Origin of the sequence: Pseudomonas sp. LABIM340, from assembly GCF_040017195.2 — a bacterium.
Taxonomy (GTDB): Bacteria; Pseudomonadota; Gammaproteobacteria; order Pseudomonadales; family Pseudomonadaceae; genus Pseudomonas.
Window position 1 is genome coordinate 5,247,056 of record NZ_CM200227.1, and the last position, 20,986, is coordinate 5,268,041.

The 20,986-nt window shown below is 66.0% G+C and carries 17 protein-coding genes; 3 read left to right on the forward strand and 14 right to left on the reverse strand.

Features of this window, described 5'->3' with window-relative positions:
- Positions 1 to 178 precede the first annotated feature (178 nt).
- From aotJ to ABKS89_RS24190, 9 genes are all read right to left on the reverse strand, one after another.
- On the reverse strand, positions 179 to 955 hold the full coding sequence (aotJ, locus tag ABKS89_RS24150; RefSeq protein WP_081516127.1) for an L-arginine-binding protein AotJ: 777 nt from the start codon (positions 953 to 955) through the stop codon (positions 179 to 181).
- A 628-nt stretch (positions 956 to 1,583) separates the two neighbouring features.
- Positions 1,584 to 2,570 carry a GTP 3',8-cyclase MoaA gene (gene moaA, locus ABKS89_RS24155; protein ID WP_348587343.1) on the reverse strand — a complete coding sequence of 329 codons (987 nt, stop codon included), beginning with the start codon at positions 2,568 to 2,570 and terminating at the stop codon, positions 1,584 to 1,586.
- Between the two features lie 116 nt (positions 2,571 to 2,686).
- Complete coding sequence (locus ABKS89_RS24160) at positions 2,687 to 3,505, reverse strand: peptidylprolyl isomerase (protein WP_348587344.1); 819 nt, start codon at positions 3,503 to 3,505, stop codon at positions 2,687 to 2,689.
- A gap of 102 nt (positions 3,506 to 3,607) precedes the next feature.
- The gene (narI, locus tag ABKS89_RS24165; protein WP_045210685.1) at positions 3,608 to 4,294 is read right to left on the reverse strand and encodes a respiratory nitrate reductase subunit gamma; all 687 of its coding nucleotides are present in this window, start codon (positions 4,292 to 4,294) and stop codon (positions 3,608 to 3,610) included.
- Between the two features lie 2 nt (positions 4,295 to 4,296).
- Positions 4,297 to 5,037, reverse strand: coding sequence for a nitrate reductase molybdenum cofactor assembly chaperone (gene narJ / locus ABKS89_RS24170; protein WP_138216142.1), 741 nt, complete (start codon positions 5,035 to 5,037; stop codon positions 4,297 to 4,299).
- A gap of 5 nt (positions 5,038 to 5,042) precedes the next feature.
- Positions 5,043 to 6,578, reverse strand: coding sequence for a nitrate reductase subunit beta (narH, locus tag ABKS89_RS24175; protein WP_151188179.1), 1,536 nt, complete (start codon positions 6,576 to 6,578; stop codon positions 5,043 to 5,045).
- Positions 6,579 to 6,589: 11 nt separating this feature from the next.
- A complete protein-coding gene (locus ABKS89_RS24180; protein WP_348587345.1) occupies positions 6,590 to 10,369 on the reverse strand; it encodes a nitrate reductase subunit alpha in 3,780 nt (1,259 codons plus the stop codon).
- Between the two features lie 96 nt (positions 10,370 to 10,465).
- Positions 10,466 to 11,869, reverse strand: coding sequence for a NarK family nitrate/nitrite MFS transporter (locus ABKS89_RS24185; protein WP_138216139.1), 1,404 nt, complete (start codon positions 11,867 to 11,869; stop codon positions 10,466 to 10,468).
- Positions 11,870 to 11,881: 12 nt separating this feature from the next.
- Positions 11,882 to 13,183, reverse strand: coding sequence for a nitrate/nitrite transporter (locus ABKS89_RS24190; RefSeq protein ID WP_081516141.1), 1,302 nt, complete (start codon positions 13,181 to 13,183; stop codon positions 11,882 to 11,884).
- A gap of 173 nt (positions 13,184 to 13,356) precedes the next feature.
- Here ABKS89_RS24190 and ABKS89_RS24195 point away from each other — a divergent pair, with 173 nt between their 5' ends.
- The 3 genes from ABKS89_RS24195 (at position 13,357) to ABKS89_RS24205 (ending at position 16,651) form a co-directional block, all read left to right on the forward strand.
- Entirely contained in the window at positions 13,357 to 15,219 is a 1,863-nt protein-coding gene (locus ABKS89_RS24195; protein ID WP_348587346.1) for a histidine kinase, read from the forward strand.
- Complete coding sequence (gene narL, locus ABKS89_RS24200) at positions 15,216 to 15,869, forward strand: two-component system response regulator NarL (protein ID WP_138216137.1); 654 nt, start codon at positions 15,216 to 15,218, stop codon at positions 15,867 to 15,869. The genes ABKS89_RS24195 and narL overlap by 4 nt, the downstream gene beginning before the upstream one ends.
- Positions 15,870 to 16,282: 413 nt before the next feature.
- On the forward strand, positions 16,283 to 16,651 hold the full coding sequence (locus tag ABKS89_RS24205) for a putative zinc-binding protein (RefSeq protein ID WP_015478588.1): 369 nt from the start codon (positions 16,283 to 16,285) through the stop codon (positions 16,649 to 16,651).
- Between the two features lie 46 nt (positions 16,652 to 16,697).
- Here the strand turns inward: ABKS89_RS24205 and ubiT are convergent, their stop codons facing one another.
- From ubiT to moaB, 5 genes are read right to left on the reverse strand one after another with little or no spacing between them, the layout of a single operon-like run.
- Positions 16,698 to 17,171: a ubiquinone anaerobic biosynthesis accessory factor UbiT gene (ubiT, locus tag ABKS89_RS24210; protein ID WP_348587347.1), complete on the reverse strand. Its 474-nt coding sequence runs from the start codon at positions 17,169 to 17,171 to the stop codon at positions 16,698 to 16,700.
- The gene (locus tag ABKS89_RS24215; RefSeq protein WP_138216135.1) at positions 17,165 to 18,055 is read right to left on the reverse strand and encodes a U32 family peptidase; all 891 of its coding nucleotides are present in this window, start codon (positions 18,053 to 18,055) and stop codon (positions 17,165 to 17,167) included. The genes ubiT and ABKS89_RS24215 overlap by 7 nt, the downstream gene beginning before the upstream one ends.
- A 10-nt stretch (positions 18,056 to 18,065) precedes the next feature.
- The gene (gene ubiU / locus ABKS89_RS24220) at positions 18,066 to 19,061 is read right to left on the reverse strand and encodes a ubiquinone anaerobic biosynthesis protein UbiU (RefSeq protein ID WP_138216134.1); all 996 of its coding nucleotides are present in this window, start codon (positions 19,059 to 19,061) and stop codon (positions 18,066 to 18,068) included.
- A 55-nt stretch (positions 19,062 to 19,116) separates the two neighbouring features.
- Positions 19,117 to 20,352, reverse strand: a complete 1,236-nt coding sequence (locus tag ABKS89_RS24225) for a molybdopterin molybdotransferase MoeA (protein ID WP_348587350.1) — start codon at positions 20,350 to 20,352, stop codon at positions 19,117 to 19,119.
- Positions 20,349 to 20,903, reverse strand: coding sequence for a molybdenum cofactor biosynthesis protein B (moaB, locus tag ABKS89_RS24230; RefSeq protein WP_081516155.1), 555 nt, complete (start codon positions 20,901 to 20,903; stop codon positions 20,349 to 20,351). Before moaB ends, ABKS89_RS24225 begins: the two co-directional genes overlap by 4 nt.
- Between the last annotated feature and the right edge of the window lie 83 nt (positions 20,904 to 20,986).

A 20,986-nucleotide genomic window follows, 5' to 3' on the forward strand; every position in this document is an offset into this window, starting at 1 on the left:
CTTCGCTCCACGCCATCCTACGTTCGTGCTCCGCCGCGATTTTGATGGAGATGGGAAGTCCGCTCCCACGGGGAAATGCCGTGTCCGGCGGTTTGCGAGCAAGGACCAGGCGTCCCCTAGGTCCTACGCAAAGCAAGAGGCCGCCCGAAGGCGGCCTTTGCGATGACTCGGCGGAAGATCAATCGCCGTAGATATCACTCTTGAAGTACTTGCCCTCGATGGCCTTGTACTTGCCATTGGCGCGCAGCGCGTCGATGGCGGCGTTGAGCTGGCCGACCAGCTCGGTATTGCCCTTGCGTACCGCGATCCCGGCGCCCTCGCCGAAGTATTTCGGGTCCTTGAACTCCGGCCCGATGAAGGCGAAGCCCTTACCGCGCGGGGTTTCCAGGAAACCGATCTCCAGCGGGATGGAGTCGGCGAAGGTGCCGTCCAGGCGGCCCGCCAGCAGGTCCAGGTAGATCTCGTCCTGGCTGGTGTAACGCACCACGTTGGCGCCGGCCTTGCCCAGTACCTCGGTGGCGAAGCGGTCAGCCGTGGAGCCGCGCTGCACGCCGATGTTCTTGCCCTTGAGCTGGCTGAACTGCTCGTCCAGTTGCGAGCCTTCCTTCATCACCAGGCGGCCCGGGGTGAAGTAGTACTTGTGGGTGAAGTCCACCGAGTGCTTGCGCTCTTCGGTGATGGTGATGGAGGACAGCGCGGCGTCGATCTTGCGCACCTTCAGCGAGGGGATCAGGCCGTCGTATTCCTGCTCGACCCACTGGCACTTGCGCTTCATCTCTTCGCACAGCGCATTGCCGATGTCGTAGTCGAAGCCGGCGATGCCGCCTTCCGGGGTCTTGTAGGCGAAGGGCGGGTAGGCCGCCTCGATGCCGATGCGCAGCGGCTTGTCGTCGGCGTGGGAGAAGGTGGCGAAGGCGGCCAGCATCAGGCCGCCCAGCAGGGCTTTGCGATTCATCGATGAACTCCGTTGTGTGGTCGCCGGGGCGAGCGCCGGCCGGTACGTCCTGGCAGTGAGTACGGCATGTCTTGGTTCGCTCAGGGGCGCAACGCGGAAGGTTGCAGCGGCATTGCCTTGCCCTCACCCAGGCGAACGACTTCTTGTTCTGGCTTGTTCTGGTCCGTCCACGCGCAGGCGCGCGTAAACTTAAAATCCAATCTGGACTAAAAAGTACACAACGTCAATCGCCCTGCGACCGCGCGGCACACTCCCCTTTGCGCGCCCTGCGCTACTCCTTCGGAGGAATGTCGCGCACCGGGCTGGCGCCTTAGTCTGGAAGCGTTCCGAAGCAATCCGAGGAGGATTCGAATCGATTCTTTCGCATGATTTACCGTAGCTTCCACGGTTATACATTTGGCAGATGCCCGAAGCCCCCGCGATACGCTCATGTCGCAGGGGCTTTTTTATGCCTGACTTTTTCTGCGCCCAAGAAGCCCGCGACCAACCTGTAGGAGCGCGCCATGCGCGCGATCGCGGGCATGGCGCGCTCCTACAAGTGGGCGCTCGGAGTCTCTTGTTCGCTCCTGGGAGTATTTGGGAACGCAAGACAAAAGGCGGGCGCGAGGCCCGCCGAGGGAGGTCGGTTTCAGCCGCCGGAGAGGTTCATGAAGCGCAGTACCTGCACGTCGCCAACGGTGAATTCGTGGCGTGCCGGCTTGCGCTGCAGGGCGCCGCGCAGGGCTTCGAGGATGGGTTCGTCGTGCAGCGGATGGCGGCGCAGCAGCCCGCGCAGGTCCAGGGAGTTCTCGTGGCCCAGGCACAGCAGCAGGCGGCCTTCGGCGGTCAGGCGCAGGCGATTGCAGGTGGCGCAGAAGTTGTGCGAATGCGGCGAGATGAAGCCGATGCGCGTGCCCGGATGCCGCGCCAGGCGCACGTAGCGCGCCGGGCCGCCGCTGTGTTCGGTGCTGTCCAGCAGCTCGTAGTGCTCGGCGATCAGCGCGCGGACCTCGTCGCTGGAACAGAAGCTCTCCTCGCGCTCGCGGCCGACCTGGCCCAGCGGCATCTCCTCGATGAAGCTGATGTCCAGCCCGTGGGCGATGGCGTAATCCACCAGCGCCGGCACTTCGTCGGCGTTGCGGCCCCTCATCACCACGCAGTTCAGCTTGATGTGCTCGAAACCGGCTTGCTGGGCGGCGTCGATGCCACGCAGCACCTGCTCCAGGCGCCCGGTGCGGGTGATGGCGGCGAAGCGCTGCGCATCCAGGGTATCGAGGCTGATGTTCAGGCGGGTCAGGCCGGCGGCGTGCAGGTCGCCGGCCAGTTTGCCAAGCTGCGAGCCGTTACTGGTCATGCACAGTTCACGCAGGCCGGGCAGCGCCGCGAGGCGTTCGCAGAGGTGGACGATACCGGGGCGCACCAGCGGTTCGCCGCCGGTGAGGCGCAGCTTCTTCACGCCGCGCTCGACGAAGAGGCGCGCTACCCGCTCGATCTCTTCCAGGGTGAGCACTTGCTGGCGCGGCAGGAAGCGCATGTTCTCCGACATGCAGTAGACGCAGCGGAAGTCGCAGCGGTCGGTTACGGACAGGCGCAGGTAGTCGATCTTGCGACCCTGGCCGTCGATCCATTCGGACATGGTGTTTCACTCCGGCCGGCCTTCACAATCCACGGTGAAAGCCGAAATTCATGGCCGTTTCCGAAGCCCCTCTCCCCTCTGGGGGAGGAATTGGGAGAGAGGGGCCCGGAACCGGTTCACTGCACCAGCGGCGACTCTGCCCCGTCGAAGACGAAGCCGTCGATCTGCGCTTCACCAGCCAGCACGCTGATGTACTGGCTGACCGCGCGCTGCAGCACCTGGGCGCGCAGGTAGGCGGCAATGCGCGGGCGCGCCTCGGTGAAGTCCAACGGCTCGCCACCATCGCGCTCGATCAGCTCGACCACATGCAGGCCGTAGCGGCTTTCCAGCGGATGGCCGAGCAGGCCGGGTTGCTGTTGCAGCAGGCGTTTCTCGAACTCGGGGACGGTCTGCCCCGGTTCGATCCAGCCCAGGTCACCGCCGTCGTCCTTGGACGGGCAGTCGGAGAAGCGCATCGCCTTCTCGGCGAAACGTTCGGGATGTTCACGCAGTTCGGCCAGCAGCTCCTCGGCCTGTTCGCGGGCCTTGGCGCGGCCTTCCAGGTCGTCCGGTGCGCAGCCCAGCAGCACGTGGCGCAGGCTCATGCGCCAGGGCGCGGTCAGGCGGGTGGGGTTGGCTTCGTACCATTGGCGGCAGCTGGCTTCGTCGGCTTCGGGCACGCCGACCTCACGGTCGATCAGGGCGCGGATGCGCGCCTCTTCCAGGGCCTCGCCCTCCTCCGCTTCGGCCGCCAGACCCAGCGCGTCGGCGCGCTGCACCAGCAGCTGGCGTACCACCAGCGCGCGGCAGGCGGAGTACAGCGCCTCGGCGTGGCTGGACGCGGGATGGTATTGCAGCTCGCGGGCCAGTTCGTCCTCGGCGATGGCGACGCCGTTGACTTCGATTTTCGGCAGGTCGACGTGTTCGACCTTGGCTTCGTAGTGGGAGCAACTCATTTCGATCACCTCCGGATGGCGGATAACGCCGGTGGCGTTATCCGCCCTACGGGTTCGAGGTTGGGTTGGGCGAATAACGCGTCAGCGTCATCCGCCGCTTCATCACGCTGCGCGACGCTTGGTGCGGACCACCTGGTAGCGGCGGCCGAAGTACCACACCGGGGCGCTGACGATGTGCACCAGGCGGGTGAAGGGGAACAGCACGAACAGGGTCAGGCCAAGGGTCACGTGCAGCTTGTAGACCAGCGATACCGGGGCGATGGCCTCGGCGGCAGCCAGCGGCTGGAAGGTGACGATGGACTGCGCCCAGTTGGCCAGCATGACCATCACCGAACCATCCAGGTGATGGGTGGAGGCGACGATGGTGGACAGGCCGAGGATCAGCTGGACATAGAGCACCAGCAGGATCATCAGGTCCGATGCGTTGCCGGTGGCACGTACACGCTCATTGGTCAGGCGGCGCAGGATCAGGCCGGTCAGGCCGATGAAGCAGAGGATGCCGAAGAAGCCGCCGGAAACCATCGCCAGCAGTTGCTTCTGCTCGGTGCTGATCAGGTGCTCGTAGACCGCGTGCGGGGTCAGCAGGCCGACGAAGTGGCCGGCGAGGATGAACAGCACACCGACGTGGAACAGGTTGCTGTAAACGCGCATGCCCTTCTTGCTCAGCATCTGGCTGGAGCCGGCTTTCCAGGTGTATTGCGAGAGGTCGAAGCGCGCCCAGCTGCCGATCAGGCAGATGGCGAGCGCGACGTAGGGGTAGATCCCGAACGCTAGAAGATCGAGGGACATGTTCAGACTCCTTCTCTGGCCGCCCGGTACTGCACTTGCGGCACCGGCTGGGCGACCCACTGCATGGGTTGTTCGGCGGCGCTGGAGACGCGCCGGGCGCTGGTGGACGGGCAACCGACGGCGGGCTCGGTAAAGCTCACCGGGGTTTCCTCCCAGGCCTTGTCGATGGCTTCCAGGCTGTCGTCGCGCACTTCCTGCTCGCGGTCGCGCTTGAGCGCGCCGAGGTCGGGCTGCTCGCCGGACAGCTCCAGCAGGCTGTTGAAGATCGCCGCATAGCTGCTGCCGCGCTCTTCCAGGCGCAGGGCGATCAGCGCGAGGATGTGGGCGACTTCGGCGAGGCCGACGCGGGCCGACTCGGCGTTCTGCAGGGCGAGGAACTCCAGGTACAGCGGCAGGTAGTCCGGCAGCTCGTTGACGTCGATGACCAGGCCCGCCTGGGTGTAGCGGTCCATCAGGTCGACCATCGCCTGGCCACGGTCACGGCTTTCGCCGTGCACGTGTTCGAACAGCAGCAGGGAGACCGAGCGACCGCGCTCGAACAGCCCGTCGTAACGGGCCTGGACATCGAGGATGTCGCCCTTGCACAGCTCGTTGAGCAGCGCGGCGAGGCCGTCGCGCTGCTTTTCCGAGAGGTCGCAGGTGCGGATCAGGGCATGCAGCGCCAGGCTTTCCTCGCGCAGTTCGACGCGCGGGTAATCCAGCATCAGCGCGCTGAGCTTGAGCAGTTGGCTGTGAGTGTCCATATCGATCACTCCTGTATCTGCACGGTCTGGATGACGTTGCGCTTGTCCACGGCCTTGCCGCCGAACAGGTTCACGCCGGAGTTGCTGGAGCAACCGTTGCCGAAGCTGAAGCCACAACCCGAACGCTCGGCGAAGGCATCCGACAGCGCCTCTTCACGGTGCGCAGTGGGGATGACGAAGCGGTCTTCGTAGTTGGCGATCGCCAGGTAGCGGTACATCTCTTCCACCTGGTTCACGGTCAGGCCGACCTTCTTCAGCACTTCCAGGTCCTGCTTGCCTTCCACGTGTTCGGAGCGCTTGTAGGCACGCATGGCCAGCAGGCGCTTGAGGGCCAGCAACACCGGGGCGGTGTCGCCGGCGGTCAGCAGGTTGGCCAGGTACTGCACGGGAATGCGCAGGGACTCGACATCCGGGATCACTCCGTCGTTGCCGATGTGGCCTTCGGAAGCGGCGTTCTGGATCGGCGACAGCGGCGGCACGTACCACACCATCGGCAGCGTGCGGTATTCCGGGTGCAGCGGCAGGGCCAGCTTCCAGTCCATGGCCAGCTTGTACACCGGCGACTTCTGCGCGGACTCGATGACGCTGTCCGGTACGCCGTCCTTGCGCGCTTGCTCGATCACTTTCGGGTCGAACGGATCGAGGAAGATTTCCAGCTGCTTCTGGTACAGCTCGCGCTCGTTCTCGCAGGTGGCCACTTCGTGGATGCGGTCGGCGTCATACAGCAGTACGCCGAGGTAGCGGATGCGGCCTACGCAGGTTTCCGAGCAGACGGTCGGCTGGCCGGCCTCGATGCGCGGGTAGCAGAAGATGCACTTCTCGGATTTGCCGCTCTTCCAGTTGAAGTAGATCTTCTTGTACGGGCAACCGCTGATGCACATGCGCCAGCCGCGGCACTTGTCCTGGTCGATCAGGACGATGCCGTCCTCTTCGCGCTTGTAGATCGCGCCGCTCGGGCACGACGCCACGCACGCCGGGTTCAGACAGTGCTCGCACAGGCGCGGCAGGTACATCATGAAGGTGTTTTCATACTCGCCGTAGATGTCCGCCTGGACCTGGTCGAAGTTCTTGTCCTTGCGGCGCTTGGCGAACTCGGTACCGAGGATTTCTTCCCAGTTGGGGCCCCACTCGATCTTCTGCATGCGCTGGCCGGAGACCAGCGAACGCGGACGGGCAACCGGCTGGTGCTGGGCCTTGGGCGCGGTGTGCAAGTGCTGGTAGTCGAAGTCGAAGGGCTCGTAGTAGTCATCGATTTCCGGCAGGTCCGGGTTGGCGAAGATGTTCGCCAGCACGCGGAACTTGCCGCCGATGCGCGGGACGATGGATCCGTCGGCGTTGCGCTTCCAGCCGCCCTTCCACTTCTCCTGGTTCTCCCACTCCTTCGGGTAACCGATGCCGGGCTTGGTTTCGACGTTGTTGAACCAGGCGTACTCGACGCCTTCGCGGCTGGTCCAGACGTTCTTGCAGGTGATGGAGCAGGTGTGGCAACCGATGCATTTGTCGAGGTTCAGCACCATGCCGACTTGCGAACGAATTTTCATGGCAGTAATCCTCAAATGTCCTGGGGCAGCTGTTGCGGCAGAGCGTCACCGCCCAGTCCGCCCTGCTCCGGCTCGTCGAGCCAGTCAACCTTGTTCATCTTGCGCACCACGACGAATTCGTCGCGGTTGCAGCCGACGGTGCCGTAGTAGTTGAAGCCCCACGCCTGCTGGGCGTAGCCGCCGATCATGTGGGTGGGCTTGAGGACCACGCGGGTCACCGAGTTGTGGTGGCCGCCGCGGGTGCCGGTGGTCTCGCTGCCCGGCAGGTTCACGATGCGTTCCTGGGCGTGGTACATCATCACCATGCCGTCCTTCACGCGCTGGCTGACCACCGCGCGGCAGGTGGCGGCGCCGTTGGCGTTGAAGACCTCGACCCAGTCGTTGTCCTCGATGCCTACGCTTTTCGCGTCGTGCTCGCTCATCCAGATGATCGGGCCACCGCGCGACAGGGTGAGCATCAGCAGGTTGTCGCTGTAGGTGGAGTGGATGCCCCACTTCTGGTGCGGGGTGATCCAGTTCAGGGTGATCTCGGCGTGGCCGTTGGGCTTCTTGTTGAACAGCTTGTCGGTGCTGCGGGTGTTGACCGGCGGACGGTAGCTGACGAAGCCTTCGCCGAAGGCCTGCATCCAGGGGTGATCCTGGTAGAACTGCTGGCGACCGGTGATGGTGCGCCACGGGATCATCTCGTGGACGTTGGTGTAGCCGGCGTTGTAGCTCACGTGCTCATCTTCCAGGCCCGACCAGGTGGGACTGGAGATGATCTTGCGCGGTTGCGCCTGGACGTCGCGGAAGCGGATCTTCTCTTCTTCCTTGGGCAGCGCCAGGTGGGTGTGGTCACGACCGGTGAACTTCGACAGCGCGTCCCAGGCCTTCACGGCGACCTGACCGTTGGTTTCCGGCGCCAGGGCGAGGATCACTTCGGCAGCGTCGATGGCGCTCTCGATGCGCGGACGGCCTTCGCTGATGCCGGTCTCGGTGACCTTGTGGTTCAGCTCGCCGAGCAGCTTGATTTCCTTGTCGGTGTTCCAGCCGATGCCCTTGCCGCCGTTGCCGAGCTTGTCCAGCAGCGGGCCGAGGGAGGTGAACTTCTTGTAGGTGTTGGGGTAGTCACGCTCGACCACATGCAGGGTCGGCATGGTGCGGCCGGGAACCGGTTCGCACTCGCCCTTCTTCCAGTCGCTGCCGCCGAACGGCTGCGCGAGTTCGTTGGCGGTGTCGTGCAGCAGCGGCACGGTGACCAGGTCCTTCTCCACGCCCAGGTGGCCGACGGAGACTTCGGAGAACTTCTTGGCAATCGCCTTGTAGATCTCCCAATCGCTCTTGGCTTCCCAGGCCGGGTCGGTGGCGGCCGACAGCGGGTGGATGAAGGGGTGCATGTCGGAGGTGTTGAGGTCGTCCTTCTCGTACCAGGTCGCGGTCGGCAGGACGATGTCCGAGTACATGCAGGTGGAGGACATGCGGAAATCCAGGGTGGTGACCAGGTCCAGCTTGCCTTCGGCGCCTTCGTCGACCCAGTCCACTTCGCCCGGGCACGGACCGCCGTCCTTGCCGATGTCGGCGTTCATCACGCCGTTCTTCGCACCCAGCAGGTACTTGAGCATGTACTCGTGGCCCTTGCCCGAGGAGCCGAGCAGGTTGGAACGCCAGATGAACATGTTGCGCGGGAAGTTCTGCGGATCGTCCGGCTGCTCGCTGGCGATACGCAGGTTGCCGGCCTTGAGCTCGCGGACCACGTAGTCCTGCACCGGGATGCCGGCACGCTCGGCGTCGGCAGCAATGTGCAGCGGGTTGCGGTTGAGCTGCGGGGCGGACGGCAGCCAGCCCATGCGCTCGGCGCGGATGTTGTAGTCCAGCGCGTGCTCGGGGAACTGCCTGGTATCGGCCAGCGGCGAGAGCACTTCGTGCATCGAAATCTTCTCGTGGCGCCACTGCGAGCTGTGCAGGTAGAAGAAGCTGGTGCCGTTCATCTGACGCGGCGGACGGCTCCAGTCGGTGCCGAAGGCCAGCGGAACCCAGCCGGTCTGCGGGCGGAGTTTCTCCTGACCGACGTAGTGCGCCCAGCCACCGCCGCTCTGGCCGATGCAGCCGCACATCATCAGCATGTTGATGACCGCGCGGTAGTTCATGTCCATGTGGTACCAGTGGTTCATCGCGGCGCCGATGATGACCATGGCCTTGCCGTGGGTCTTGTCGGCGCTGTCGGCGAACTCGCGGGCCACCTGGATGGCGCGGGCAGCCGGTACGCCGGTGATGCGGGCCTGCCAGGCCGGGGTGTAGGGCACGTCGGCGTCGGTGTAGGAGGCGGCGACGTTGCGGCCACCCAGGCCACGGTCGACGCTGTAGTTGGCCATCTGCAGGTCGTACACGGTGGCGACGCGCAGGGTCTGGCCCTCGGCGCCGGTCACTTCGCGGAACGGTACGCGGCGCACCAGCACCTCGTCGTTTTCCACGCCCTTGAAGTGCGGGTGTTCCTGGCCGGCGAAGTACGGGAAGCCGACGTCGCAGGCCTTTTCCGGGCCATCGATCAGGGTCAGGGCCAGGCGGGTTTCACGCTTCGCACCACCTTCGGTTTCCTCGATGTTCCACTTGCCCGACTCGCCCCAGCGATAGCCGATGGCGCCGGTGGGCGAAACCAGCTCGCCGGAGATTTCGTCCAGGCCGATGGTCTTCCACTCGGGGTTGTTGTCCTGGCCGAGGTTGTTCGCCAGGTCTGCCGCACGCAGGTAGCGGGTCGGCTTGAGTACGCCGTCGGTGTGCGGTTCGAGCAGCACCAGCATCGGCATGTCGGTGTACTGGCGGCAGTAGTCGACGAAGTAGGCGCTGGGTTTCTCGAGGTGGAATTCCTTGAGGATGACGTGACCAAAGGCCATGCCCAGTGCGGCGTCGGTACCCTGCTTGGGGTTGAGCCAGAGGTCGGTGAGCTTGGCCACTTCGGAGTAGTCCGGGGTGACGGCCACGGTCTTGGTGCCCTTGTAGCGGACTTCGGTGAAGAAGTGCGCGTCGGGGGTACGGGTCTGCGGGACGTTCGAGCCCCAGGCGATGATGTAGCTGGAGTTGTACCAGTCGGCCGATTCCGGCACGTCGGTCTGCTCGCCCCAGATTTGCGGGCTGGCCGGCGGCAGGTCGCAGTACCAGTCGTAGAAGGACAGGCACACGCCGCCGATCAGCGACAGATAACGGGCGCCAGCGGCGTAGCTGACCATCGACATGGCCGGGATCGGCGAGAAGCCGACCACGCGGTCCGGGCCGTAGACCTTGGCGGTGTAGACGTTGGCGGCAGCGATGATCTCGGTGACCTCGCTCCAGCTCGAACGGATGAAACCGCCCAGGCCACGCTCGCTCTTGTAGCTCTTCGCCTTGGCCTTGTCCTCGACGATGCTGGCCCAGGCGTCCACCGGGTCGTTGTGGGCAGCGCGGGCTTCACGCCAGAGCTTGAGCAGCGGCTTGCGCACCTTGGGGTACTTCAGGCGGTTGGCGCTGTACATGTACCAGGAGTAGCTGGCGCCACGGGGGCAGCCGCGCGGCTCGTGGTTGGGCAGGTCCGGGCGGGTGCGCGGGTAGTCGGTCTGCTGGGTTTCCCAGGTGATCAGGCCGTTCTTCACGTAGATCTTCCAGGAGCACGAGCCGGTGCAGTTCACCCCGTGGGTAGAGCGAACGATCTTGTCGTGCTGCCAGCGCTGCCGGTAACTGTTTTCCCAGGCACGGCTTTCGTTGGTGACCTCGCCATGACCATCGGCGAATTCACCCTGCTTCTTCTTGAAGAATTGCAGGCGGTCGAGTAGGTAACTCATCTGTATCTCCTCACCCGGTCTGCGCCGGGCGTTCAAACGCTAATCAAGCTCGCGGAACGGTTTGGCGGCGGGCGCAGGGCGCGCCCGCCGCGGCAATCAGCAGGGGCTTTCAGCCCCCTTGCGGGCGTACCACCACCAGGTGGCGACGATGCAGCTCAGGTAGTACGCGACGAAGACGTAGAGGGCGCCCTCGGCACTGCCGGTCATGGCCAGCGAGGTGCCGAACGCCTTGGGAATAAAGAAGCCGCCGAAGGCGCCGATGGCGGCGGAGAAGCCGATCACCGCGGCCGATTCCATGCTGGCGTTCTTGGTTGCCTGGGCCTCGGTGAAGCCGCCTTGCTTCAGGCGTGCGGCCCACTCGTTGCGGAAGATCACCGGGATCATGCGGAAGGTGCTGCCGTTGCCGATGCCGGCGAAGAAGAACAGGCCGATGAAGGAACCGAGGAAGCCGAAGAAGCTGCCCGCGCCATTCGCACCCGGCAGGAAGCTGATCACTGCGAATACGCCGGCGATCATCGCCGCGTAGTTCCACAGGGTGATGCGCGCGCCGCCGAACTTGTCTGCCAGCCAGCCGCCCAGCGGCCGGCTCAGGGCACCCACCAGCGGGCCGAGGAAGGCGTACTGCAGCGGGTTGATGTCCGGGAACTGGGTTTTGCTGAGCATGGCGAAGCCGGCGGAGAAGCCGATGAACGAGCCGAAGGTGGCCACGTACAGCCAGCACATCAGCCAGTTGTGCTTGCGCTTGAAGATCACCGATTGCTCGCGGAACGAGGCTTTGCAGTCAGCGATATCGTTCATGCCGAACCAGGCAGCGATGGCCACCACGGCGATGAAGGGCACCCAGATCCAGCCGGCGTTCTGCAGGAACAGTCGACCACCGTCGGACAGCTGCTGCGGCTCGCCACCGAAGGCGCCGAACAGGCCGCCGGCCACGGCCAGGGGGACGGCGAACTGCATCACCGAGACACCCAGGTTACCCAGGCCGGCGTTCAGGCCCAGGGCGGTGCCCTGCTGGTTCTTCGGGTAGAAGAAGCTGATGTTGGACATGCTCGAGGCGAAGTTGCCGCCACCGAAACCGCACAGCAGTGCGATGGTCGCGAACACCCAGTACGGGGTGGTCGGGTCCTGCACGGCGAAGCCCAGCCAGAGGCAGGGGATCAGCAGGGACGCGGTGGAGAGCGCGGTCCAGCGACGACCACCGACCATCGGCACCATGAAGGAGTAAAACACCCGCAGGGTGGCGCCGGAGATCGACGGCAGCGCGGCAAGCAGGAACAGTTGCTCGTTGCTGAAGCTGAAGCCCGCGGCGTTCAGGCGCACGGTGACTGTGCTCCAGATCATCCAGACGGCGAAGGCGAGCAGCAGCGCGGGGATCGAGATCCACAGGTTGCGCGCGGCAATGCGCTTGCCGCTGCGCGCCCAGAACTCGGAGTCCTCGGGGCGCCAGTCGATCAGCAGCGGACCGCTGGCGGCTTTGAGTTGGGAGTTGATCATGCCCATGACGGCACTACCTCAGGATTGACGAGAAGGAATGGGGGTAGCGTCGACGTCGGCCGCGTGAGCCTGGCCATCGAGGCGTTGCTGCTGTTTGATCGCGTAGTGCATCCAGACCATGCAGATCACGGTCAGGCCGAACAGCAACATGAAGCAGGAGGAGCGCACGCCGATGTGGTCGGCGGCGTAGCCGAACAGGATGGGCAGGCAGAAGCCGCCGAGGCCGCCGATGACCCCGACCATGCCGCCGACGGTGCCCATGTTCTGCGGGTAGTAGTCGTGGATGATCCGGTACACGCTGGCCTTGCCGAAGCCCTGGGCGATGCCCACGACGAACACCAGGAAGGTGAAGAGCCAGACGTTCAGGCCGATGCCGAGGCTGACGTCGCCCTTGATGCCATGGATGGTCATGGTGGTCGGCGGGTACGAGAGGAAGAACAGGCAGACCAGGCAGATCCAGAACACGCCCCAGTTCACAGCGCGGGCGCCGTAGTTGTCGCTGAACCAGCCGCCCAGGGCGCGGATCAGGCCCGACGGCAGGGTGAACAGCATGGTGATGAACGACGCGGTGCGCAGGTCCAGGCCGTATTCGGCGATGTAGTACTTGGGCAGCCACAGGGCCAGGGCGACGAAGCCGCCGAAGACGAAGAAGTAGTAGAGGCCAAAGCGCCACACGCGCAGCTCGCCCAGCGGTGCCAGTTGCTTGGCCAGGGTCGGGCGCGGACGGCTCGGGTCGGCGTCGCCGCCCTTGGTGTGGGCCGGGTCGGTCCAGGTGCAGAACCAGAACAGCAGCGCGGTCACCAGCATGGCCACCGAGTAGATCTGCGGGACCATGCGCCAGCCGAAGGCGACCACGATCATCGGCGCCACCAGGTTGGTGATCGCCGCGCCCGCGTTACCGGCGCCGAAGATGCCCATGGCGGTGCCCTGGCGTTCCTTCTCGAACCACGAGGAGGTGTAGGCGATGCCCACCGCGAAGGAGCCGCCGGCCAGACCGACGAACAGACCCAGCACCAGGTAGTGCCAGTAGAGGGTGGCGAAGGCCAGGCCGTAGATCGGGATGGCCACCAGCAGCATGTGAATGAAGAACACGATGCGCCCGCCGAAGCGGTCGGTGATCAGGCCCAGCGGCAGGCGCACCAGCGAGCCGGTGAGAATCGGCAGCGCGACCATCAGGCCGAACTGCGCCTCGGAAAGGCCCAGCTCTTCCTTGATGCGGATACCGATGATCGAAAACATCGTCCAGACCGCGAAGTTCACGGCGAACGCCAGTGTGCTCATGCCGAGCACGGAGTACTGTTTCTGACGGTGGGACAACATGGCTAAGCTCACTTCCTGACGGCCTTTGCCCGCACGTTAGGTAAGGACTAGCTGCCTTCTCTTGATCGCCATCAATGAGCCAAACGACGATTCATGAGCAGATGCGCGCCGCTACCTCCTTGTGGGTATCACTGAAATGAATGCTTAACTAATTGTTTTAAAAGGCATTTTCTATGAATACGGCACGCCCTGCCGACCCTGCCGGCACCGACCGACTCTTTGTGGGTAGTCCCCCTGCCGGGCGCACTTCCCTGCGCAAATCCATCGTCGTGCGCTTCGGCTGCTACCTCACCCTGCTGGTATCGCTGGCCCTGGCCGGGATGTTCAGCGCCCTGCTGTTCGCCGACTATTCGCACCAGGATGCGGCAGTGATCAACCAGGCCGGCTCGCTGCGGATGCTCACCTACCGCCTGGCGCTGGACCCGTCGCCGATCAACCGCCAGGCCCTGCAATCGACCCTCGCCGCGCGCCTGGACAACGACGAGATCACCCGCCTGCTGCGCCGCTCCGATGCCGACGCGCCGATCCGCCAGCAACACGACCAGCTGCGCGAGGAACTGCAGAACCTCGACCTCTCCGAAGCCCCGGCCCTGGCCACGCTGGATACCTTCGTCGGGCACATCGACGGCTTCGTCGGCACCCTGCAGCGCAACGCCGAATACCGTTCGCAGATGCTCAGCACGGTGCAGGGCCTGTGCCTGTTCCTCAGCCTGCTGGTGGTGTTCATCAGCCTTTACGACCTGAGCTACCACGTGGTCGGCCCGCTGCGCGAACTGACCACCACCGCCCGCCGCCTGGGCGAAGGCGACCTCGACGCGCGCGTCAGCAGCAGTGGCGAAGACGAGCTGAGCCAGCTCGGCGAGCGCTTCAACCAAATGGCCGCGGAACTGCAGGCCAGCTACCGCGAACTGGAGGCGCGGGTGGAGGACAAGACCCGCGACCTGTCCAACAGCCACCAGCGCCTGGAACTGCTCTACGACAGCGCCCGCCGCCTCGGCCAGGACCCGTACGACGAGCGCTCGCTGCAGCCGCTGCTGAACCAGCTCGAACGCGTGCTGCAGGCCGGCAAGGTGACGCTGTGCCTGAACAAGGACGGCGTCGAGCGCGCCTACTCCTCGCTGACCACCGACGGCATCACCGGCAGTTTCTGCCTGCAGGGCAACTGCGGCGAGTGCCGCGCCCAGGCCGACAACTGCAACAACCCGATCCGCGGCATCAACCCGCTGCTGATGCAGCCGCTGTCCATCGGCGAGCACCGCTTCGGCGAGCTGTTCATCGAGACCCCCGACGGCCACCTGGAAGACTGGCAGCAGCAGTTCGTCGAAGGTTTCTGCGACAACATCGCGCGCACCTTCGCCCTGTCCCTGCAGCAGGAGCAGGAGAACCGCCTGGCGCTGTTCGCCGAACGCAGCACCATCGCCCGCGAACTACACGATTCGCTGGCGCAGTCGCTGTCCTACCTGAAGATCCAGGTCAGCCGCCTGGCCACCCTGCTCAAGCGCGACGTGCCGGCCGAGAAGATCGACGAGACCCTGGGCGAGCTGCGCGAGGGTCTCAACAGCGCCTACCGCCAGCTGCGCGAGTTGCTCACCACCTTCCGCCTGAGCCTGGAGCAATCCAGCCTGGAAGCGGCACTGGTGAAGACCGTGGAGGAATTCGGCGAGCGCGGCGACCTGTCCATCGAGCTGGACAACCGCCTGGCGCACATTCCGCTCAACCCCAACGAGGAAATCCACATCCTGCAGATCGTCCGCGAGGCGCTGTCCAACGTGGTGCGCCACGCCCAGGCGCATCACGCGAAGGTCATCCTGTTCGAGGACGCCGAGGACCAGGTGTGTATCACCGTGGACGATGATGGAGTCGGCTTTGACCCAGCGCAGAGCCGCAATGGGCACTATGGGCTTAGCATCATGCGTGAGCGCAGTCAGACCCTGGAAGCCACCTTCAACATCGCCCCGCGCGAGCCGCAGGGCACCCGCGTCAGCGTGCGCTTCGCCCACAAACCCCTGTCGCAATACCCGGAGACCCACCCATGACGGCCACCCCCACCGATGACCGCGCGCGCATCCTGCTCGTCGACGACCACCCGATGATGCGCAAGGGCGTGGTCCAGCTGCTGGAGTTCGAAGAGGACCTGGAAGTGGTGGGCGAAGCCGGCAGCGGCGAGGAAGCGTTGCGCATGGCCGCGGAGCTGGAGCCGGACATGATCCTGCTCGACCTCAACATGAAGGGCATGACAGGCCTCGACACCCTGCGCGCCATGCGCGAGAACGGCGAAGATGCGCGCATCGTGGTGTTCACCGTCTCCGACGACCGCAACGACGTGATCAACGTGCTGCGGGCCGGCGCCGACGGCTACCTGCTCAAGGACATGGAGCCCGAGCGCCTGCTCGAGCACATCCGCCAGGCCGCCACCGGCCAGCTCACCATCAGCCCGCAGCTGACCCAGGTACTGGCCCAGGCCCTGCGCGGCGACGACCGCCCCAAGGGCATCGAGGAACTCACCGACCGCGAGCGGCAGATCCTGCGCCAGCTCTCCCACGGCTACAGCAACAAGATGATTGCGCGCAAACTCGACATCACCGAAGGCACCGTGAAGGTCCACGTGAAGCGCGTGCTGCACAAGCTGGGCATGCGCTCGCGCGTAGAGGCGGCGGTGTGGGCGGTGGAGAACCACCTCGTCTGACCGCCACGCTCATCGGCATACCACCGCGAACCAAAATGCGTCTTCCGTTGTAGGAGCGGGCCATGCCCGCGACCGCGGACAAGGTCCGCGCCCACAATTCCGCTCCGGGCCGCCATGGAAGCGGACACCATCTGTGGCATTCGCTGCGGCGAATCTGCTGCTCCCGGCAGCGTCTGTGCCTAGCCCAACGCCGGCCTTGCCGGCGGATCGCGGGCATGGCCCGCTCCTACACGAACTCCCAGCCCCCGCGGCGAAGGGAGAAGATACGTAGGCCGCATAACGCCACCGGCGTTATCCGCCAACAACCTGAGCGCGATACCCAACAGGTAGTAGTCCACCCGCCGACTTGATTCAGATCATGTCGCGACAAGGCGTCGCGGCAGGACACTGCGGGACTCACCCTGGAGGTCCCCATGCCGCCCTCGCCGCACCTGCCCCTCGTGTATTCCTGCTCCGGCTGCTCGAATCTCGCGCAGCTGGCCAACGACCTCGCCCTGCGCCTGGACCGTGACGGCCTGGCGGAGATGTCCTGCATCGCGGGAGTCGGCGGCGACGTGCCGGCGCTGGTGAAGAAGGCCTGCTCCGGCCGGCCGATCATCGCCGTGGACGGCTGCCACCTGCACTGCGTGCAGAACTGCCTGGCGCGCCACGGGGTGAAGGCCGAGCACGAGATCACCCTGACCGAGTACGGCCTGAAGAAGCGCTACGGCCAGGACGCGCCGGTGCAGGACTTCGAGATGCTCTACGAGGAACTGCAGTTCCTCGTCCGCGTCCCGGCCTGAGCCTTCCCCCCAGGCCAAGAAAGAGCGTCAACCTGCGCAGAGCAGTTCAGGCGCTCTCCTGCACCACCCGGCTGGCGCGGCGCATGGCGCTCCACAACCACGCCGGCAGGCTGTCCGGGTCGAGGCTGTCGATCAGGTTCTTCACCGCCAAACCCAGTTCCGTATCACCCTCGATCACCAGACGGCGGCGGAAGAACAGCGTATCCGGGTCTTCCTGCCGCCCCGCCAGCAGCAGGAAATCGCGCCAGCTGCCACGGATGGTCACGCTGGGCGAGCAGGCATCGGCGAAGCGCAGGCCTTTACGGTCGTGGGTAAAGCTCCAGGCCAGACCGAGATCGCTCACTTCCAGGCGCAGCCAGTGGCCGTCGAGGATGTCGAAGGCACCTTCCGCCAGCGGCTCGGCGAACAGGCGGTTGGCGGCTCGCTGCAGCACCGCGCGCTGCAGCCCCGAGGGGACGCGCGCGGCCAGTGGCAGCAGGCGGTCGGCGGCGCGCAGGGCGCCAGTTTCCAGAGTCAGCACAGGTTCACCTCATCGCTGCGCAGCATGCCCGGTCGGCCATGCCAGTATCCGTTGCAACCCTCCACCGCCAGCGGCGGCGTGGCGCCCTTGCGCACGCGGTCAAAGGCTTGCACCACTTCCACCATGCCTTCGGCACGGGGGCTCAGGCGCAGCAGATCGGCGCCGCAGTCACCCAGCGAGGCAAAGTCCGCCAGCAGGTTGCTGGCCTCGCCGGACATCGTCTGGATGCCGTTGAGGGTGAACAGCGGCATGCCTTCCTGGCTGAGCATCGACATGCCTTCGGGGTAGTTCATGCAGCAGAACTGGCAGTCGTCCTTGGGCCGGTTCTCCGCCCGCGCAGTGAAGCAGCGTGCCGAGTAGGCCAGCGGCAGATGGCCGTAGGCGAACACCTCGGTCTCCAGATCGTTGATGCCCAGCTCGCGGGCCTGTTCGATCACCGCGTGGATCTGCTCGCCGGAGCATTCCACCGGCGGTACCCAGCGGCGCAAGCCAGCCGCGTGCAGCTCCGCCAGCGTGTGGCCGTTGTAGACGTTGAGCGCCGGGCCGCCGACGAATTCGACGCCCAGGCTGCCGAGAATCTGCACCGCGCCCATGTCGCTCGCCTCGACCTGCAGCTCGCCGTTAGCGCAGAGGCGGCGCAGCGACGACAGCTCGGAGGCCGCCTCGATCAGCGCGAGGCCCGAGATGAGGATCTGCGCCCCGCTCTGCTGCTGCAGCTCGCGTCCCAGGCCCAACCAGTTGTCCAGCGACATGGCGCGGCGTTTGGAGCAGACGGTTTCGCCGATATAGATGGCGTCCAGCGGCTGTTCGGCCATCTGCGCATAAAAATCCAGGAGTGTCCGGCGGTCCCAGTAGAACAGCACCGGTCCCAGGCTGAGTTTCATCACGAGGTCCTCACTGCCAGGAGCGATGGTAGGCGCCCAGAGTCGTCTGGTGGCCTTCGGAAAGCTTGTCCAGGGCGTCCTGCCACTGCGTCAGCGCGCGATAGTTCTCGGGTGCGCGCTGCCACGCATCCAGCGCCTGGCGCCAGACGCGGGTGACCTGCTCGACATAGGCCGGGCTGCGTTGCCGGCCCTCGATCTTCACCGCCGCCACGCCGATTTCCGCCAGCTGTGGGATCAGGTCGATGGTGTTCAGGCTGGTGGGCTCTTCCAGGGCGTGGAAGCGTTCGCCGTTGACCACGAAGCGGCCCTTGCACAGGGTCGGGTAGCCCGCCGGCTCATCCGGCGCGTAACGGTCGATCAGCACGTCATTGAGGCGCGAGGTCAGGCCTTCCGGCTCCTCGCTCCAGCGCACCGCCTTGGCCGGCGAGCAGACTCCGCAGAGGTTGGGCGACTCGCCGGTGACATAGGACGACAGGTGGCAGCGCCCCTCGGCCATGATGCACAGGCTGCCGAAGGCGAAGACTTCGATGGGCACCGGGCTGTTCGCCGCCACCTGGCGCACCTGCGCCAGCGACAGCACGCGCGGCAGCACGGCGCGACGGATGCCGTAGCGCTCGTGGTAGAAAGCCAGCGCCGCCACGTTGGTGGCCGAGCCCTGCACCGAGAGGTGCAGCGCGAGGTTCGGGTGGCGCCTGGCGGCGTAGCCGAGTACCGCGCAGTCAGCGGCGATCAGCGCGTCCACGCCGAGGTCGGCGGCGTGGTCCACCGCGCGTTGCCAGCGGGCCCAGCCGGCCGCGCCGGGATAGGTATTGACCGCCACGTACATCTGCTTGCCGGCGCTGTGGATCAGCTCCACGCCCTGGCGCAGCTGGCGGTCATCGAGGTTGAGGCCGGCGAAGTGCCGGGCGTTGGTGTCGTCGCGAAAGCCGACGTAGATCGCGTCGGCGCCCTCGCGCAGGGCCGATTTCAGGGCGGGCAGACTCCCCGCCGGACAGACCAGTTGCATGCTTCCCCCAGGCATTGCGGAGGCTGCCGGCCCCCGCCGGCAACCGGGAACGGCGTCAGGCGCCGAGTTCGCTGAAAGACAGGAAGGGCAGCGGCTCGCCGGCGTGCAGCGTGCGCCCGGCCTCCACCACCGCCAGGCCATCGGCCCAGCTCGCCGCGCGCAGCATGGCCGAGCCCTGCTGCGGATGCAGGCAGATGCGGGCGACGCCGTTGCCGTCCAGTTCCAGGCGCGCGCGCAGGTACTGGCGGCGCGAGTTGGCGGTGGGCCAGTCGAAGCCCGCCGGCAGCGTCACCGGCAAGGTATCGGCCGAGCTGCGCCCCTGGGCACGCCAGAGGAACGGCCGCGCCACCACCAGTGCGGTGACCAGAGCGGCGGCCGGGTTGCCCGGCAGGCCGATCCACGGCTTGCCGGAGATGCTGCCGAACGCCAGCGGCTTGCCCGGCTGCATCTTCAGCTTCCACAGGTGCAACTCGCCCAGTTCGCGGATCGCCTGCTTGAGGTAATCGCGGTCGCCCACCGATACCCCGCCGCTGGTGATCAGCACGTCCCATTCCGACGCGGCGAGGCTCAGCGCATCGCGGCTGGCTGCCAGGGTGTCGGCAAGCACGCCGTAGTCGTGTACCTCGACGCCCCAGCCGCGCAGCAAAGCGCCGACGCTGAAGCGGTTGGCGTTGTAGATCTGCCCCGGAGCCAGCGGCTCACCGGGCTCGCGCAGCTCGTCGCCGCTGCTCAGCAGGCAGACGCGCAGCGGGCGGTGGACGCTGACGCGGTCCAGGCCGACGCTGGCGAGCAGGCCGAGGTCCTGGGCGCGCAGTTTCTTTCCGGCTCCCAGCAAGGCGTCGCCTTCGCACAGCTCTTCACCGCGCCGACGCACATGGCTGCCATGGGCGACCACGGGCACCTGCAGCCAGTCACCATCGACTTCGCAGTCTTCCTGGGCGATCACGCTGTCCGCCCCCGGCGGCAAAGGCGCGCCGGTGAAGATGCGCATGGCCTGGCCAGGTTGCAGTTCGACCTGGGCGGCATCGCCGGCGGCGATGTAGCCGGCGATCTTCAACCGTGCGCCTGCCGGTCCCAGGTCGGCGCTGCGCAGGGCGTAGCCGTCCATCGCGCTGTTGTCCCACAGCGGCAGGTCGATGGGGGAATGAATGTCCTCGGCGAGGATGCGGCCCAGGGCGCTTTCCAGGTCGACACGCACGGTCGGCGGCGCCAGCGGAACGAAGTCCATCAGCGCGGCAATGGCCTCGTCCACCGGACGCAGGCCGGTGCCGGAACAGCCGCAGGCGCTCATGAGCGTGTACCGCAGGCCAACACCGGGCGCTCGGGCAGGCGCTTGAGATGGGGGACGAAATTGCACGGTTTGGTGCGGCTGTCGAGCTGCTGCAGGAGGATTTTTTCCCAGGCGGTCAGGCAGGCACCGGTGGAACCGGGCAGGCAGCAGATCAGCGTGCCGTTGGTGATGCCGGCGATGGCACGGGACTGGATGGTGGAGGTGCCGATTTCCTCGCGGGAAATCTGCCGGAACAGCTCGCCGAAGCCATCCACGGTGCGCTCGAGCAACGGCGCGACGGCTTGCGGGGTGTTGTCGCGGGCGGTGAAACCGGTGCCGCCGGTGATCAGGCCGACCTGGACCTTGGGGTCGGCGATCCAGGCCGAGACCACGGCGCGGATCTGGTAGATGTCGTCGATCACCAGCTGGCGTTCGGCGAGGGCGTGGCCGGCACGTTGCAGCGAGGTCACCAGGGCCTGGCCGGAGGTGTCGTTGTGCAGGCTGCGGGTATCGCTGACGGTGAGGACAGCGATCTCCAGCGGCAGGAATTCCGGGGTGCTGAGATGGCTCATGAGGGGCTCTCCGATGCGGAGCAAAAAGGGCTGGCGCCAGCCTGCGCCCCTTCCCCTCTACCGCCCATTCCTCCTAGGAGGTA

Excerpts from the sequence above, each read along its gene's own strand:
- aotJ (WP_081516127.1), bottom strand. The coding sequence starts at position 955 with ATGAATCGCAAAGCCCTGCTGGGCGGCCTGATGCTGGCCGCCTTCGCC.
- moaA (WP_348587343.1), bottom strand. The coding sequence starts at position 2,570 with ATGTCCGAATGGATCGACGGCCAGGGTCGCAAGATCGACTACCTGCGC.
- ABKS89_RS24160 (WP_348587344.1), bottom strand. The coding sequence starts at position 3,505 with ATGAGTTGCTCCCACTACGAAGCCAAGGTCGAACACGTCGACCTGCCG.
- narI (WP_045210685.1), bottom strand. The coding sequence starts at position 4,294 with ATGTCCCTCGATCTTCTAGCGTTCGGGATCTACCCCTACGTCGCGCTC.
- narJ (WP_138216142.1), bottom strand. The coding sequence starts at position 5,037 with ATGGACACTCACAGCCAACTGCTCAAGCTCAGCGCGCTGATGCTGGAT.
- narH (WP_151188179.1), bottom strand. The coding sequence starts at position 6,578 with ATGAAAATTCGTTCGCAAGTCGGCATGGTGCTGAACCTCGACAAATGC.
- ABKS89_RS24180 (WP_348587345.1), bottom strand. The coding sequence starts at position 10,369 with ATGAGTTACCTACTCGACCGCCTGCAATTCTTCAAGAAGAAGCAGGGT.
- ABKS89_RS24185 (WP_138216139.1), bottom strand. The coding sequence starts at position 11,869 with ATGGGCATGATCAACTCCCAACTCAAAGCCGCCAGCGGTCCGCTGCTG.
- ABKS89_RS24190 (WP_081516141.1), bottom strand. The coding sequence starts at position 13,183 with ATGTTGTCCCACCGTCAGAAACAGTACTCCGTGCTCGGCATGAGCACA.
- ABKS89_RS24195 (WP_348587346.1), top strand. The coding sequence starts at position 13,357 with ATGAATACGGCACGCCCTGCCGACCCTGCCGGCACCGACCGACTCTTT.
- narL (WP_138216137.1), top strand. The coding sequence starts at position 15,216 with ATGACGGCCACCCCCACCGATGACCGCGCGCGCATCCTGCTCGTCGAC.
- ABKS89_RS24205 (WP_015478588.1), top strand. The coding sequence starts at position 16,283 with ATGCCGCCCTCGCCGCACCTGCCCCTCGTGTATTCCTGCTCCGGCTGC.
- ABKS89_RS24215 (WP_138216135.1), bottom strand. The coding sequence starts at position 18,055 with ATGAAACTCAGCCTGGGACCGGTGCTGTTCTACTGGGACCGCCGGACA.
- ubiU (WP_138216134.1), bottom strand. The coding sequence starts at position 19,061 with ATGCAACTGGTCTGTCCGGCGGGGAGTCTGCCCGCCCTGAAATCGGCC.
- ABKS89_RS24225 (WP_348587350.1), bottom strand. The coding sequence starts at position 20,352 with ATGAGCGCCTGCGGCTGTTCCGGCACCGGCCTGCGTCCGGTGGACGAG.
- moaB (WP_081516155.1), bottom strand. The coding sequence starts at position 20,903 with ATGAGCCATCTCAGCACCCCGGAATTCCTGCCGCTGGAGATCGCTGTC.